This window comes from Spirosoma utsteinense (genome assembly GCF_014282275.1).
Classification (GTDB): domain Bacteria; phylum Bacteroidota; class Bacteroidia; order Cytophagales; family Spirosomataceae; genus Spirosoma; species Spirosoma utsteinense.
On record NZ_VFIA01000016.1, the window covers coordinates 101,416 to 116,107 of the forward strand.

The window sequence follows — 14,692 nt, forward strand, 5'->3', positions numbered from 1 at the left end:
ACAGACCTTTTTGCGTTACTCAGGAATTGATCAGGATTGCATCAGTTCCCGCTGTGCTTTGAGTCGGGCTCGCTCAATCCGGGCCGACACCAGAATACTTACTTCGTACAAGAGTGTCAACGGTAGAGCAACCAGGACCTGGCTATAAATATCAGGCGATGGGGTAATGATACCGGCTACCACCAGAATGACGATCCAGGCATGCTTGCGGTATTCACGCATGAACTTGGGCGTCAGTACGCCCACTTTCGATAGCACGTACGCAACCATCGGCATCTGGAATATCAGGGCGCATCCCAGCGAGAGCGTTACAAGAATACCAATGTAGGATGTGATGTCGAACTGGTTTTTGATTTCCGGAGTGATCTGGAAATTGGCCAGAAAATTGATGGCGAGGGGCGACACAATGTAGTACCCAAAGAGCAGCCCCAGCAGGAACAACAGCGAAACAAAGAAGACGGCACCCCGCGCAGCCTGTTTTTCGACGTTCCGGAGACCAGGCTTGATAAAGCGCCATACTTCCCAGAAAGCATACGGAAAGGCGAAGCAAAGACCAATAATGGCCGATGATGTCATGGCCATCGTAAACTGGTCCGATACGCCAAGTGACTGCAACTCGAAATTAAGCTTCTTCACACATAGGTCCGCATAGCCCGTAGTATCTGCCAGCTTACACATCATTCGATAGGTCCAGAAATCAGGGTTTTTAGGACCCAAGATCACTACTCTGAAAATATCCTCAATGAAGATAAATGCGATAATAGCAAACAGGAATATGGACCCGACAGCGCGGATAATATGCCAGCGGAGTTCTTCCAGATGATCTAAAAAGGACATTTCATTTCCTTCCTGATCAATTTCTTCGTCAGTCAGTTGGTCGAGTGGCATTTTTTAAATGGCGAATGAGTAAATGAGTAAATGAGTGAATGAGTGAAAGCTGGTTGCGCCAATTGGCTATTCACTCATTCATTCATTCAACATTCACAATTAACTTTTAAAGAGCGGAAATGCTTTCATCCACTCGTTGATTTCCTCTTTAACGGTTGCCAACGTAGCGGCATCATCGTGATTCATCAGCACCTTGTCGATATATACGACAACTTGTTCCATGTCCGATTCATTCAGGCCCCGAGTTGTCATAGCCGCCGTTCCAACCCGCATGCCGGACGTTACCATCGGCGATTTATCGTCGAAAGGCACCATGTTTTTGTTGATCGTGATATCGGCTTTTATGAGCGTATTTTCGGCCAGCTTACCTGTCAGACCTTTGCTGCGCAGGTCGATCAGCATCAGGTGATTATCGGTTCCGCCCGAGATGATCGAGTAGCCCCGGTCGGTAAATGCTTTGGCCATAGCCTGCGCATTGGATTTAACCCGAACCGCATAATCGTAGAAATCGTCGGTCAGAGCTTCGCCAAAAGCAACGGCTTTAGCGGCAATGATGTGTTCCAGCGGTCCACCTTGGGTACCCGGGAATACACCGGAGTCCAGCAGCGACGACATCAGCCGTGTCTCGCCTTTCATGGTTTTGATGCCAAACGGGTTCTCGAAATCGTTCCGCATCATAATCATGCCACCCCGTGTTCCGCGCAGGGTTTTGTGCGTTGTTGTCGTTACGATATGGGCATGAGCCAGCGGATCGTTCAGCAAGCCTTTGGCAATCAGACCAGCCGGGTGCGATACATCGGCGAGTAACAAAGCCCCAACTTCATCGGCAATGGCACGCAGCCGGGCATAATCCCAGTCGCGGCTATAGGCCGAAGCCCCGCAGATAAGCATTTTAGGCCGCTCACGTTTAGCTGTTTCTTCGACGACGTCGTAGTTGATAACCCCTGTTTCGCGCTCAACGCCGTAGAACGTTGGCCGAAAGTATTTACCCGAGATGTTGACCGAAGAGCCATGAGTCAGGTGACCGCCGTGGCTCAGATCGAAACCTAGGATGGTATCGCCGGGATGCAGACAGGCGACAAAAACAGCCGTATTGGCGTTGGCACCGGAATGCGGCTGAACGTTTACCCAGGTAGCGCCAAACAGTTCTTTCGCCCGGTCGATCGCGATCTGCTCGACATGGTCGACCACTTCGCAGCCCCCGTAGTAGCGTTTGCCGGGGAGCCCTTCTGCATATTTATTGGTAAGTACGCTCCCGGCCGCTTCCATGACGGCAGGCGACACAAAGTTTTCGGATGCGATCAGTTCGATACCCGACTCCTGCCGGTGCTGTTCTTGTGCAATCAGGTCAAACACCTGCGTATCGCGGGTGGCGGTGGTTTCGGTCGTCATTGCTGCGAGCGGTTTTGTATTCAGTTAGTTCGGCGTTTAGTGCTGCTTTTGAAAACTGCTAAACAACCGGTTAGCATACAAAGGTACGGGAGAAAATGTAGAGAATAAGGAAGATTTTGCCTTCATCCCGGCGATAAAAATCATTGCCGCACACTATTTCTTCTGCGACACCGACTGATACCGTAAAGGTGTCATACCCGTATGTAATTTAAACTGCCGGTGGAAGTGCGACACATTGTTGAAGCCACATTCGAGTCCGGCCTGCCCTACGCTCAGATCGGCGTTGGTCAGCAACTTGCGGGCATGGCTGATACGGAGTTCATTGAGGTACTCGACGAACGATTTTCGCGTACGTTTCTTGAAATAGCGACAAAACGCAGCAGGTGCCAGCCCCGCTACGGAGGCAATCTGTTCTACGCGGATCTCTTCCCGAAAGTGGTTCAGGATAAATTCGAGAACCCGTTTCATCCGTTCCGTTTCGGCGGTACCCGGTGCGAGCTGGTAGCCGTCACTGGCCAGTAACTGAACGTCGCGGTCGGCTGAGAGCTGGTCTAAAATATTGAGAACGCTCAGAACCTGTTTCAATCCGGATTGGGTGGTGAGTGCAGTTATCTCCTGCGCCATCCGGGCCGATGCCTCTGCGCTGAATCGCAGGCCGTAACGGGCGCGGTCCAGCAAAGCGGTTACCGTGTTGGCTTCGGGAAGATTGGCCAGGACGTCTTCTCTGAACGCCGAGGGAAACTGAACCACTACCCACTCCGCCTGCAAAGTCGATGTGTCGTTATAATATTCTTCGTCACTTCGCCAGAAATGCGGCATATCCGGCCCGATCAGGACAAGATCGCCCGTCACGAACGATTCTACATGGTCGCCTACAAACCGACGGCCATCACCCCGGGCAATGTAAGTCAGTTCGTATTCGGGATGATAGTGCCAGGGTACATCGAAATGGGGCTTTTGAAATCGACGGACCAGGAGCGAGTTCTGTTCACTGATTGTGATCTTTTCAAATAAAGCTTTCATTTGATGCGCTATTTTGACGGGATATTCTTGGGAGTTGGTAAAATAATGTCAAAATTACATATAAATGAGATAAGAGATTCTTATTTCTGTTACTACACAATCCTTACTTTTGTCCTATTGAATCTGGATATATGTAAGTTTAACCGCTAGAAAGTTTTAGGTATGAACGCAGTTATTGGGAATGACAGGCTACAGGACGAACTAAGCACTCCCTATCCGCTCGATCCAGGCGCTGTCACGTTTTATCGTGAGAAAGGGTATGTCAAGCTCAGGCAGGTATTGAGTCCGGCTGTGCTGGCCCATTATGGCTCGATCATTACAGATTTAGTGATACGGCTCAATACGCTCATCAAGCCTATGGAGGAACGCACCACTTATGAGCGGGCGTTTCTACAGATCATGAATCTGTGGCAGGAAGACGAGCAAGCTAAGGAGTTCGTGTTTTCGAAACGATTGGCTCAACTAGCTACAGACCTGATGGGCGTTCAGGGCGTTCGGCTTTACCACGATCAGGCCCTGTATAAAGAGCCGTCGGGGGGCATTACGCCCTGGCATGCCGACCAGTTCTACTGGCCCCTGTCCTCACCCAATACAACTACCGTCTGGATTCCATTGCAGGAGACGCCCATGGAGATGGGCCCGCTGGCCTTCGCCGAAGGAAGCCAACATGTCGAAATCGGTCGGGATATTGAAATCAGTGACGATAGTGAAGCTATTCTGGCCAGTGAACTTCAGAAACAAAATTTTTCTCTGAACAACACACCCTTTGATTTGGGGGAGGTCAGTTTCCACGCAGGCTGGACGTTTCACCGCGCCGGCCCGAACCTGTCGGAGACGCCCCGGAAGGTAATGACGATGATCTATATGGACAAAGACCAGGTCATTACAGCACCCCGTAACCGCTTTCAGGTGGCAGACCATGCCAAATGGCTGGCCAATGTGCCCGTTGGAAATCATCCGCAGGATGCGTTGAATCCGGTTCTATTCAGCTATTGATTGGTTTGACAAAGTATAGGTTGGTTGCCGTAACGCCGGGTCGCTTGACCGGGCGTTATTCGTTTACAGGGAAATGCCTATTCTACGTTTGTTTATCGGGAGAGCGGCTTATGCTGTATTTTTGGAAATGTTTTTGCTGCAAACTTGTTCATCTACCAAATCATCACGTATCCAACGCGATATGAAATCAATATCTGCGCTCGTGGTCTGGCTATTGCTGCCGCTTGCCACGTTCGCCCAGTTACATAAAGACCCCACGGCCTGGTCTGCCAGTTTAGCTAAACAGCCCGCTAAAGTTGGCGATGTGGTTACGGTTCAGATTCAGGCCTCTATATCTGGCGATTGGCACATTTATTCCAATGACCTCAATCCCGATATTGGTCCGCTACCCACCACGTTCAAGTTCAAACCTTCCGATGGTTTACAGCGGATGGGCGATCCGGTACCGGTAGGTGTTGAGGAAGCCTACGAGGAGGTATGGAAGTCTAAAATTCGTCAGTTTTCGGGTAAAGCCCTGTTCCTGCAGAAGGTGAAGGTGCTGAAACCGAATGCTGTATTCGAGGGAACGGTTGAGTACATGGCCTGCTCCTCGAAGGATGGTACCTGTTTGCCGCCCGCCGAAGCCGAGTTCTCGGTAGCCATCACTACAGCTGGGTCGGAGGCAGCCAAACCGCCTGTCGTTGCCGATGCATCGACGCCAAAAGCAACGTCGGCCGTTACCGAAGGGGCCGCCCAACCTGGAGCCACGACGATACCGCCAGCCGATACCGTGGCATCAGCTCCGGCCGGGCAGACGATCGATTCAACGGTGGCCAGGGCGGTCTCGGCACCCGTACAGACGCTGAACGAAACCGCTACGGAAGCCGACGGGTCATTATGGGGATTTATCGTGGCTGCTTTTCTTTCCGGCCTGGTAGCCCTGTTGACGCCCTGCGTGTTTCCCATCATCCCGGCTACGGTGAGTTTCTTTACCAATCAGCAGGGGGGGCAGTGGAAAGCCCTGCTGTATGGCGTATTTATCGTTGCCATCTATGTACTGATCGGCACGGTCGTGTCGCGCTTTAACGGCCCCGCTTTTGCCAACTTTGTTAGTACACACTGGTTGCCAAATGTGCTGTTCTTTGCTACTTTCTTCATTTTTGGTCTGTCGTTTCTGGGCTTGTTCGAGATTGTTCTGCCAAACGCGCTCATCAATAAGGCCGATGCTCAGTCGGAGAAGGGTGGTATTGCGGGTATCTTCTTCATGGCCTTCACGCTTGTACTGGTGTCGTTTTCCTGCACCGGTCCTATTGTGGGTAGTTTACTGGTAGCCTCGGCAGGGGGGGAGATTATCAAACCCATTATTGGCATGGCCGCCTTTTCGTCGGCTTTTGCTATTCCGTTCACCTTGTTTGCTGCTTTCCCGCACTGGCTGAAAAGTCTGCCAAAATCGGGTGGCTGGCTCAACTCAGTGAAGGTGGTACTGGGCTTTCTGGAGATTGCGCTGGCGCTTAAATTTCTGAGCGTTGCTGATCAGGTATACCACTGGAACCTGCTGGACCGCGAAGTATTCCTCTCGCTCTGGATCGTTATTTTCGCGCTGATCGGCTTTTATTTCCTGGGTAAAATACGCCTGCCGCACGATAGTGAGACGAAAGTTGTCAGCGTCCCGCGCCTGTTGATGGCTATTGCCACGTTTGCCTTTGTCGTGTATATGGTTCCTGGTCTTTGGGGAGCGCCGTTAAAAGCGCTTTCCGGCTACCTCCCGCCCGAAACCTCTCAGGATTTCAGCCTGCATAATTCGACTGCGTCGACAGAGATAATTGAAAACCCGCTAGGCGAGCAGCCCAAGTATGCCGACCTGTTTCATTTCCCGCGTGGGTTACAGGGGTTCTTCGACTACAACCAGGCAATGGCGTATGCCAAAAAAGTAAACAAGCCGGTATTTATCGATTTTACCGGGTGGGGCTGCGTAAACTGCCGGGAAATGGAAGCCCGTGTCTGGTCGGACCCGGCGGTCATGTCGCGCCTGCAAAAAGACTTCGTTATGCTGGCGTTGTATGTCGACGATAAAACCGAGTTGCCCGAAGCAGACTGGTACACGTCCGTATATGATGGTAAAGTCAAAAAGTCGATTGGGGCGCAGAACGCTGATCTACAGATCACGAAATATAATGCCAACGCGCAACCGCATTACTGTATAGTTGGTAGTGATGGCAAACTGCTGGTTGCGCCAAAGAATTACGACCGCAGCGTTGAGAACTTTGTAACGTTTCTTGACACGGGAAAAGGAAAGTTTATTCCCTGAGGTTTACAAGCCCTGCCAGTGGTCCGATAGGACCCTGGTAGTGGCTTTATTTTGCTCAGCTACTACCAGACCGGAAAAAACGGGGGCGATAGGCCACCCTATTGGTTCAGCCACATTCAGCCACTACCAGGGTCCTACCGGACCACTGGCAGGGCTTGTAAACAAGAAGCCCCGTCAATCTCGTTGGCGGGGCTTCTTGTTTGTGCCTGGTAGTCTAGGGAGTCTGTACCAACTCCATATCCGGCTTCGACTGGTCGGTGATAGCTACCCGGCCACGCTCTTTACGAACGATGCGCGAGTAAAGCGAAATCTCCTGGTCGAACAGGAAGCGGAAGAAAAGTCGTACGTAAGACGTATGAAATTTTAACGTATCGTAATATTCGGGTGCCGACTTTCTGATGTCGGGTAGTCTGTTCCAGGGAATAGACGGGAAGTCGTGGTGTTCATTGTGAAAGCCAACATTCAGGTTAGGCCCGTTCATGCCGCCGTAGTAGCTGTACGTTTCCTGTTCGGGATCGAGGGTGAGGTAGTGTTCCTGAATCCAGCGCGCTCCGAGTGGGTGAAGTCCCACCGAGAAGAAAAGACACAGGACCATAAAGATCAGCGCCTTCCAGCCAAACAACGTTACAATCAGCACATCGAAAGCGAGTTGAACAACAAAATTGGCAATTACCCACTTGTCGACAACCGCCAGTTCCTTCATCCGAAGCGTGCGAACGCCCTGAAAGAGAGGAAATAGCAATAACCAGATGGCCTTACCAATCGCGTAATTGTTGATCAGTTTCGCTTCGTACCAATCGGGGAGGTCAGCATCCAACTCATGCACACCCTGAAACGCGTGGTGTTTGATATGAAAGTTTTTAAAGGTCAAGGCCGTTGGGAACACGGTGGGCAGGTTGGCAAAAATAGACGCCCAGGCATTGGCCGCCGGTTTGCGGAAGATCAGGTTGTGTGCTGCCTCGTGAATACAGACGAATAGCGTGTGAGCCGGGAAGGCACCAATAAACCACGCAGCCGCTACAACGATCCACCACGATTGATCGCGGACAAGGTAAGCCATGCCCGTCATTAGTGTCACGCAGCCCAGGATGACCCAAAACGTAGTCGGGTTCTTCTGCCCGATAAATTTCTTAATTTCCGGGTGAGCTTTCAGGATTTGTCGGGTACGGATGCGGTGTGGCTCAGGAGCCGTCGACCTAACAAAATCAGTTAAAGTAGCCATAATGGATGTCGCCGTTATAAAAAGCGGTGAGTAAACAGAAGGTAAAACTACTGAAATTTCAGTTTTATCGCCTTATCACATGGATGTGAATAGTATAATTTTAACCTATTTATCATGCAAAGGTCCTTTATTCAGAAAAGACCGTGTTTTCCAGGCAGAAGGGGCAGACGAATGGGCTGGTCCAATCCCTGGGCTGGCAAACAAGAAAGGCGAAGCCGATTGGCCCCGCCTTTACTGACTCAGGTTGATTCAACAAAAATATAGTGTAGCAAAGCAGGCGAAGAGGTGTTGGTATGTATAGGAAGGGTGGGATGCCTGATAGAGTACCACACCTACATCACCTGCTTTGCTTAATAACCAATAGGAAAGGAGTAGCCTATAGAAGCCGCGATACCCCGGTTGCGAACGTCGATATTCACGATGGGTACCTGCACCTGGCGGGTGAACCCATGGGTATAACGCCCTTCGATGAAGAATTTACCCGCACCTGCATCCATGGCCAGACCCAGTCCACCAACAGCGCCGATGTCCCATCGATTCAGCATACCGCCGTAGTTGAGATCGACATCATAAGGCTGAGTCGAGAAAAACGCAGTGGCGCGCGTCCGGATGCGACCATCAAGCGCATATCCTACCGATGGACCGGCAATGAGGTAAGGCTGGATAGCGCCGTCGCTCAGGTTTACTTTGATTAGCAGGGGAATTTCTATGTTTTTGGACTGGTAGGCCACCCGGGCACCGATCGGCAGGTTAAAGCCGCCCAGGTTTATATCGAGGCCTTCCCGAACAACAAAGCCCTTTTGAACATACGCTGCTTCGGGGCGGAACGAGACGCGATCGCTCAGGGGAATATCCAGAAAGATAGCACCGGTAGGGCCAGCTGATGGGTGGAGACTAGGTGTCAGGTTACCCATGTAAGCAGGCTTGGAAACAAAGCCCCAGTTGCCACCACCCCGGATGCCAAGCTGAACCTGGGCAAAAGACGTTTGAGCAATCAACATACCCAACGCAGCGACACTGGCAAGCACAATACGTTTCATGACTGTAAGCGAGAAAAGGTTAATAAAGTGAACATGAACTTGGTTGTGTAGAGTCGTTCGATAGGTAGCCTGTTGTGTGTGATTTGGTGGTTTGACAGCGCTGTTTGGCGAAGGATTAATCGCCATGAAAAAAGATTTAACCACCTTGTTTTGCGTAATTCTGTTTACAGGGAGTTTGGCAAGGCGTTTTCCTTGCTGGTCAGTCACTTGCGTTTTTGTTGAAAACATAGCAGCAGTCTTGTAACTTTACCCATTACCTGCGACCCTAACCTATAATGAAATACATTAAGCCAACTAAATTCAGCTACTTACCTAAGTTCCTGATGCCACTGGACGTACTTGGACTACTGGAGCGCGATCCGTTCGGTAATTCGCTGCTAGTCAGGCGAATTATGATTGGTATAGTTGGTTGGTTAACCTACGCCCGCTACACGGTCGTGAACCGGATTCAGATTGAGGGCACCGAGAACCTGGAGAATCTGCCCATCAACAACGTCCTGTTCTTATCGAACCATCAGACGTATTTTGCCGACGTGATCGCTTTTTTTCAGATATTCTGCGCCGTTAAGTGGGGATTTCAGAATACCATGCTGCCACCCGTATACCTGCTGGGTCCCCGGGCGCGGCAGTATTATGTGGCTGCATCAGAAACGATGAGCAAAGGCATTATTCCCCGATTTTTTGCGCTGGGCGGGGCGCTAACCATCGAGCGCTCCTGGCGGGCCGAAGGGCGTGAGGTGAAGCGCGAGGTGGATACAAGTGCCAATGACAAGATTGCTCAGGCATTAGCCCATGGTTGGGTAGTTAGTTTCCCGCAGGGCACCACCAGCCCGTATGCCCCGGTTCGGAAGGGGACAGGCTACCTGATCAAGAACAACGAGCCAATCGTTATACCCGTTGTTATCAATGGTTTCCGGCGCGCTTTCGATAAAAAGGGGCTACGATTTAAAAAACGGAATACCCTGCTGACCGTTCGCTTCAAAGAACCGCTTCAGTTTGGCCCTGATGAAACCGTCGATGACATCGTTGCCAAAGTTCGGCACGCGATTGAGCAGGATGCCCCCACCTGGGTCAGGCAAAACCCGTCTGACTAATCACTTATCTATTGGTTGGCCAATGCCGGTATCGCTGGGCGGGAAGGCTGTCTGCGCCCAGGTCGAGTTTCACTGGCCGGATGCTGTACCGCTGTTTGCTGTCGATTGTGAGCGTCCCCCTGCGTTTTTCGGCTGTGGCGGTAAATGTGCCGAAATAGCTGCCCGTCTGCGCCCGCCCGGTCGTTAACACATTCTTTATCTGACGCCGATAGATAGCATAGCTTTTGACCGCAAACCGGTAAGCGCCGGGCTTGATGGGCATAAACCGGATGCGGTGGATGCTGCCATCGGACGAATCGCAGTAGCCGTCGACGCGTGAGGTATCATTAGTTTGACTGATAAACATACCGGTTATCAGTACATCTTCAACAGGGTTTCCCGATTTTGCCGGCGGCATATTGACCGTAATTACCGCATAGTCAAATGTCTCGACGGCGTTGTGATTAAGCGTGAACGAAGGCCGCTGAGCCAGCAGGAGCGTAGGCGTAGCGGCAAGGAGCAGGATGAACCTCAGGCAACAAAACGATTGACGCATAACAGTGACCAGCCTTTGAGAAAAAACGTCCGGGAACAACGGCAAGGTAGATACTTTTTTAGGCCGACCTTCATAAAGCAGACTCCGTACCTTTGTTTTTAGTAATGATCGCTTATCACCGCATGGCAAAAACACAGGTTGTCCATATTCCAACTGCTTCACCGGATAAAACTCCGCTCTCAAAAGCACAAAACGAATTTAATCGGCTAACACAGAAGATTAGTGAGCTTGAAATCCAGCTGGGTGATTTTCGGGTATCGGCAACGAGTGTCCATCAACGCATCCGGGCCGAATACATACCGCTGCTCCGTGACTATAACGAGCAGCGGGCCAATCTGGTACGGCTGTTCGATCGGGCTTATAACCGGCCGGAGACGACTAAAGCGGAGCGCAGAAAACTGGCTGACCTGATTGTCGATATTGCTCATGATCTGATTGGCCAACACGGCATGGAAGAATTAAAGCCGATTCTGTCCAGCTACGATTCGGTGGATTTCGAGCCGGTAACCGACGAGGAAGATAAGCTACAGGCGATGAAGGAAAAGCTGTCAGCCCAGTATGGCATCGAGTTCGATGAGCAGGCCGATGTGAGTACGCCGGAGAAGTTGAAGGCATACGTCGAAGCGCACTTACATAACCGGCAGCGCAGCGAACAACAGGAACAGCAGGCACGCGCCGATAGACCCCGGTCGGCAAAAAAACAGGCACGTGATGCCAAACGCCAGCTGGAGGAACGGAATAGTACGAAAGCCGTTCGGACGATGTATATGGATCTGGTAAAAGCGTTTCACCCCGACCGGGAGCCCGACGAGGCCGAAAAAGCCCGTAAAACGGCTATCATGCAGCATGTGACGGAAGCCTACGAGAAGAACGACCTCATGGCGCTGTTCCGCCTACAACTGGAGTACAACCGCATTGATCAGGCCCACCTCGAACGGCTAGCTGAAGACCAGCTGCGTTATTACAACAAAATTCTGAAGCAGCAGGCCGACGAACTGTCCCAGGAACTGCTTCGGCTACAGCAGGAACTGGCCGATATGCTCGGCAGGCCATTAACAGCCGTTGGCTCGTTACAGGGGTTGGAATTCAGTTTCAATAACGACGTTCGTGCGTTGAAACGAAGCGTTAAAGAGGTGAAGCGGGAAGTGAAAGAACTATCGAATCCGGCCTACCTGAAAGGCTGGCTGAAACTATACGGCCAGTAATGGTATCGACCGGCCAAATCTAGGCTGACCACTGCCCGGTATCTGAATCGCTGTTTATGCCTTTTCGCAGCCTTTGGCGGTAGTTGATTACTTCGAGTGTGCCAACAACAAGAACGATGCTGTACTCAAGAGCCGTAAGCCACAGATTTTCCTGATAAGGCTCTGTATGGTATGTAAAATACGACAGCGGAATCAGCGCCGACCACACCAGCGGGTAGCGAAATGGGGTAAAGACCGAAGCCGCCAGTAAAGTTGTTACATACCAGGGGTGGACTGTTGTGGCGAAACTTAAATAAATCGTCAATATGGCGAGCAACTGAACGGAAGCCGGAATCAGGCGCCAGCGAAACGCAATCCATAACGTACTTAGGAGTATCGTACCGGATAGCACAGCACCAATAAATTTAATGGTGTTATAGCCCTTTATCCAGTACCCAACTGCGCGCATTATATAATAGAGGCTGGCATTGAACTCGAATTTCTGGAAGTACAGGTTGATACTGGAAAAAATATTGCGAGCGAGTTCCAGACTGGCAAACGGCGCGAACAGGGCCACCGTCAATACGCCCGTTAGCAGGGTGTAGATGATTCCCGGTTTCCAGCTGATACGCCGAATGATCAACGGCAACAGCAGGAGTGGCAGTAATTTCGTTCCAATGGCCAAAGCCAGTGCCCCCGCCGACAGCGCGAACCGGCCTTCCAGGAGCAGCCAGGTCGCCAGCAGGGTAAAGAAAATCATGACGGCTTCGAAATGTAAATTACCGGTCAGTTCCAGAATCACCACCGGATTTAAGCTGTACACAAAGGCCAGGTTAGGAGACAGGCTGAACCGACGCAGTAACTTTGCCAGTAACCAGATCGATCCCAGTTCGCTTACCACGATCGGCACCCGCAGCCATACCGCATTACCGGTCAAATTGGTTGGTGATAGCCAGGACGCCAGCCCAAACAAAGCTTGATTGAACGGCGGGTAAACCGTGAAGTAGTCGGGGGAGTTAAGTTGTCTGAACAGCCCTTGGTCTAACCCACAGGCCGCAGCAATGGGTGTGTCCAGTAATTGACTCGGGAGATATACATAAGGATTATACCCGTGTACCAGCAATCGGCCGTCCCATATGAACCGGTACACATCGTCGGACAGTTGCGGCATTGCAAACAGCAGCAGCAGCCGGAATAAGATAGCCGATGCGAACAGAAAGCGATAGGTGTCCTGCTCACCGAGCCGCCGGACTGTTCCGTTGTCTTTACCGTCGAGAGAGGGGAATACCGATCTATTCAGCATCCATACATAGCCAAAAAACAACCCCGTGAGCAACCCGATCAACAGATCGAATTGCTCACGGGGGACGGCATAAGCCAGGATTACATAAATAGCGGCCGATCCAATCAGCCAAAAAATGCGGAGAATGAATGGGCTCATGCGCTCACCGACCGCAACGGCGGGGAAGCCGTCTGTCGACTGGCTGGCCGTTGACCTGCGTGGACGAGCGAATATACAAATACCATTCCGAACCCAACCATAAGCATGATGTGTAGAAAAAACATTCGGAAGTCGTGCACGTAAAAGGCCAGTACCAGCCCTCCCAGAAAATACAACGCCAGTAATCCTTCGGCAATCGCCAGCCAGCCTAATTGCCGGCTAACATACTTATTGGCATTCCAACTGTCGGTAGAGGCCGTGACGTTGAACTTGGGGGTTCGAACAAAGGGCGTCTTACGGCCCATGTAACCTTCGATAACGGCGATGGTGTTGTGTAGCGACAAACCCATCATCAGCGACGAATACATAGGAAAGTACCAGGCTAATTTGGCCTTGTTCTCTTTTTCCAGCAGCCAGAACGGAATCCCGTAAAACGTAATCAGGATGAGCAGGTTCAGTTGAAACAGGTTAATGACGAAGAATACCCATTCCCATTCAGGGTGACGGCTGCGGATATAAATCAAAGGCACACTCATAAGGCCAAGAACCAGGACCAGGATGAAGGTGGCACTACTGAAGAGATGATAAAACGCGTGGATTTTTACCGATAGCGACACGCCGGGTGTTCGAAGCACCTTTACGAATAGCTTACGGGCACATTCGGCTGCACCCTTCATCCAGCGGTATTGCTGGGATTTCAGGGCGTTCATCGCTACGGGCAACTCAGCCGGCGAACCAATGTCCTCGCGATAAACGAATTTCCAGCCTCGTAACTGCGCCCGGTAGCTCAGGTCGAGGTCTTCGGTAAGGGTGTCGCTCTGCCAGCCACCCGCGTCGGCAATGGCAACCTTGCGCCACACGCCCCCCGTACCGTTGAAATTGGCTAAAAATCCACCCGCATACCGGCCGCTCTGCTCAATAGTGAAGTGAGCGTTCAGGCCAAATGCCTGTAACTGGGTGATAAGCGAGAAGTCTTCGTTCAGGTGTTCCCAGCGGGTTTGTACGATGGCTACTTTGGGATCGCTGAAATGAGGTATGGTCTTAAGCAGAAAGTCGGGATCGGGCACAAAGTCAGCATCGAAAATGGCGATGAACTCACCTTTGGCAAATTCCAGCCCATAGGCTAATGCGCCCGCTTTGAATCCTACCCGTTCCGGCCGCCGAACGTGCTCGATGTCCAGCCCCTGCCGTTTATACCTGGCTACTTTAGCCGCAATAATGGCTACCGTCTCGTCACTCGAATCGTCCAGGAGCTGAATATCGAGTTTTTCCCTCGGGTAGTTCAGTAAGGCAACGGCATCGATCAGTCGTTCAACAACGTAAAGCTCATTATAAACCGGTAGCTGTACCGTCACGCGCGGCAAGGTATGAGGGCTCATTTGGGCGACCGCAGCTACGGCCGCCTTGCGTTTTCGCTCCGTACGCAGGTAAACAATAATCAGGCTTAACTGACCGCAGTTGTAAAGAAACAAGAGCAGCAACGCCAGCCCGTACAGGATGAGAACTAGAATTTCCATGTTGATGAGAAAAAATCTCTTTACGTTGAGTTTTAAACCTGATCAATGGTTGAGTAAACTGTTAACCAGGTAT

At 51.3% G+C, this 14,692-nt stretch carries 12 protein-coding genes; 4 read left to right on the forward strand and 8 right to left on the reverse strand.

The window, feature by feature from the left end; translation table 11 throughout:
• Positions 1–30 precede the first annotated feature (30 nt).
• From tatC to FH603_RS14495, 3 genes are all read right to left on the reverse strand, one after another.
• The gene (gene tatC, locus FH603_RS14485) at positions 31–888 is read right to left on the reverse strand and encodes a twin-arginine translocase subunit TatC (RefSeq protein ID WP_186738244.1); all 858 of its coding nucleotides are present in this window, start codon (positions 886–888) and stop codon (positions 31–33) included.
• A gap of 99 nt (positions 889–987) precedes the next feature.
• The gene (locus FH603_RS14490; RefSeq protein WP_186738245.1) at positions 988–2,280 is read right to left on the reverse strand and encodes a serine hydroxymethyltransferase; all 1,293 of its coding nucleotides are present in this window, start codon (positions 2,278–2,280) and stop codon (positions 988–990) included.
• Positions 2,281–2,433: 153 nt separating this feature from the next.
• The gene (locus FH603_RS14495) at positions 2,434–3,303 is read right to left on the reverse strand and encodes a helix-turn-helix domain-containing protein (RefSeq protein WP_186738246.1); all 870 of its coding nucleotides are present in this window, start codon (positions 3,301–3,303) and stop codon (positions 2,434–2,436) included.
• Between the two features lie 162 nt (positions 3,304–3,465).
• Between FH603_RS14495 and FH603_RS14500 the strand changes: the two genes are divergently transcribed.
• On the forward strand, positions 3,466–4,299 hold the full coding sequence (locus FH603_RS14500; protein WP_186738247.1) for a phytanoyl-CoA dioxygenase family protein: 834 nt from the start codon (positions 3,466–3,468) through the stop codon (positions 4,297–4,299).
• A gap of 181 nt (positions 4,300–4,480) precedes the next feature.
• Complete coding sequence (locus FH603_RS14505) at positions 4,481–6,586, forward strand: cytochrome c biogenesis protein CcdA (RefSeq protein ID WP_186738248.1); 2,106 nt, start codon at positions 4,481–4,483, stop codon at positions 6,584–6,586.
• Between the two features lie 214 nt (positions 6,587–6,800).
• Here FH603_RS14505 and FH603_RS14510 read toward each other — a convergent pair whose 3' ends face one another.
• Both FH603_RS14510 and FH603_RS14515 read right to left on the reverse strand, forming a co-directional pair.
• The gene (locus FH603_RS14510; protein ID WP_186738249.1) at positions 6,801–7,808 is read right to left on the reverse strand and encodes a fatty acid desaturase; all 1,008 of its coding nucleotides are present in this window, start codon (positions 7,806–7,808) and stop codon (positions 6,801–6,803) included.
• A 350-nt stretch (positions 7,809–8,158) separates the two neighbouring features.
• A complete protein-coding gene (locus FH603_RS14515; RefSeq protein ID WP_186738250.1) occupies positions 8,159–8,848 on the reverse strand; it encodes a porin family protein in 690 nt (229 codons plus the stop codon).
• 275 nt (positions 8,849–9,123) lie between these two features.
• Between FH603_RS14515 and FH603_RS14520 the strand changes: the two genes are divergently transcribed.
• A complete protein-coding gene (locus FH603_RS14520) occupies positions 9,124–9,942 on the forward strand; it encodes a lysophospholipid acyltransferase family protein (protein ID WP_186738251.1) in 819 nt (272 codons plus the stop codon).
• A gap of 4 nt (positions 9,943–9,946) precedes the next feature.
• Here FH603_RS14520 and FH603_RS14525 read toward each other — a convergent pair whose 3' ends face one another.
• Complete coding sequence (locus tag FH603_RS14525) at positions 9,947–10,477, reverse strand: DUF5060 domain-containing protein (RefSeq protein ID WP_186738252.1); 531 nt, start codon at positions 10,475–10,477, stop codon at positions 9,947–9,949.
• Positions 10,478–10,599: 122 nt separating this feature from the next.
• Between FH603_RS14525 and FH603_RS14530 the strand changes: the two genes are divergently transcribed.
• Complete coding sequence (locus FH603_RS14530) at positions 10,600–11,682, forward strand: hypothetical protein (protein WP_186738253.1); 1,083 nt, start codon at positions 10,600–10,602, stop codon at positions 11,680–11,682.
• Between the two features lie 19 nt (positions 11,683–11,701).
• Here FH603_RS14530 and FH603_RS14535 read toward each other — a convergent pair whose 3' ends face one another.
• Both FH603_RS14535 and FH603_RS14540 read right to left on the reverse strand, forming a co-directional pair.
• Positions 11,702–13,102: an MptA/MptB family glycosyltransferase gene (locus FH603_RS14535; RefSeq protein WP_186738254.1), complete on the reverse strand. Its 1,401-nt coding sequence runs from the start codon at positions 13,100–13,102 to the stop codon at positions 11,702–11,704.
• The gene (locus FH603_RS14540) at positions 13,099–14,619 is read right to left on the reverse strand and encodes a cellulose synthase family protein (protein ID WP_186738255.1); all 1,521 of its coding nucleotides are present in this window, start codon (positions 14,617–14,619) and stop codon (positions 13,099–13,101) included. The genes FH603_RS14535 and FH603_RS14540 overlap by 4 nt, the downstream gene beginning before the upstream one ends.
• Between the last annotated feature and the right edge of the window lie 73 nt (positions 14,620–14,692).

Excerpts from the sequence above, each read along its gene's own strand:
- FH603_RS14505 (WP_186738248.1), top strand. The coding sequence starts at position 4,481 with ATGAAATCAATATCTGCGCTCGTGGTCTGGCTATTGCTGCCGCTTGCC.
- FH603_RS14495 (WP_186738246.1), bottom strand. The coding sequence starts at position 3,303 with ATGAAAGCTTTATTTGAAAAGATCACAATCAGTGAACAGAACTCGCTC.
- FH603_RS14490 (WP_186738245.1), bottom strand. The coding sequence starts at position 2,280 with ATGACGACCGAAACCACCGCCACCCGCGATACGCAGGTGTTTGACCTG.
- FH603_RS14535 (WP_186738254.1), bottom strand. The coding sequence starts at position 13,102 with ATGAGCCCATTCATTCTCCGCATTTTTTGGCTGATTGGATCGGCCGCT.
- FH603_RS14510 (WP_186738249.1), bottom strand. The coding sequence starts at position 7,808 with ATGGCTACTTTAACTGATTTTGTTAGGTCGACGGCTCCTGAGCCACAC.
- FH603_RS14540 (WP_186738255.1), bottom strand. The coding sequence starts at position 14,619 with ATGGAAATTCTAGTTCTCATCCTGTACGGGCTGGCGTTGCTGCTCTTG.
- FH603_RS14515 (WP_186738250.1), bottom strand. The coding sequence starts at position 8,848 with ATGAAACGTATTGTGCTTGCCAGTGTCGCTGCGTTGGGTATGTTGATT.
- tatC (WP_186738244.1), bottom strand. The coding sequence starts at position 888 with ATGCCACTCGACCAACTGACTGACGAAGAAATTGATCAGGAAGGAAAT.
- FH603_RS14530 (WP_186738253.1), top strand. The coding sequence starts at position 10,600 with ATGGCAAAAACACAGGTTGTCCATATTCCAACTGCTTCACCGGATAAA.
- FH603_RS14520 (WP_186738251.1), top strand. The coding sequence starts at position 9,124 with ATGAAATACATTAAGCCAACTAAATTCAGCTACTTACCTAAGTTCCTG.
- FH603_RS14500 (WP_186738247.1), top strand. The coding sequence starts at position 3,466 with ATGAACGCAGTTATTGGGAATGACAGGCTACAGGACGAACTAAGCACT.
- FH603_RS14525 (WP_186738252.1), bottom strand. The coding sequence starts at position 10,477 with ATGCGTCAATCGTTTTGTTGCCTGAGGTTCATCCTGCTCCTTGCCGCT.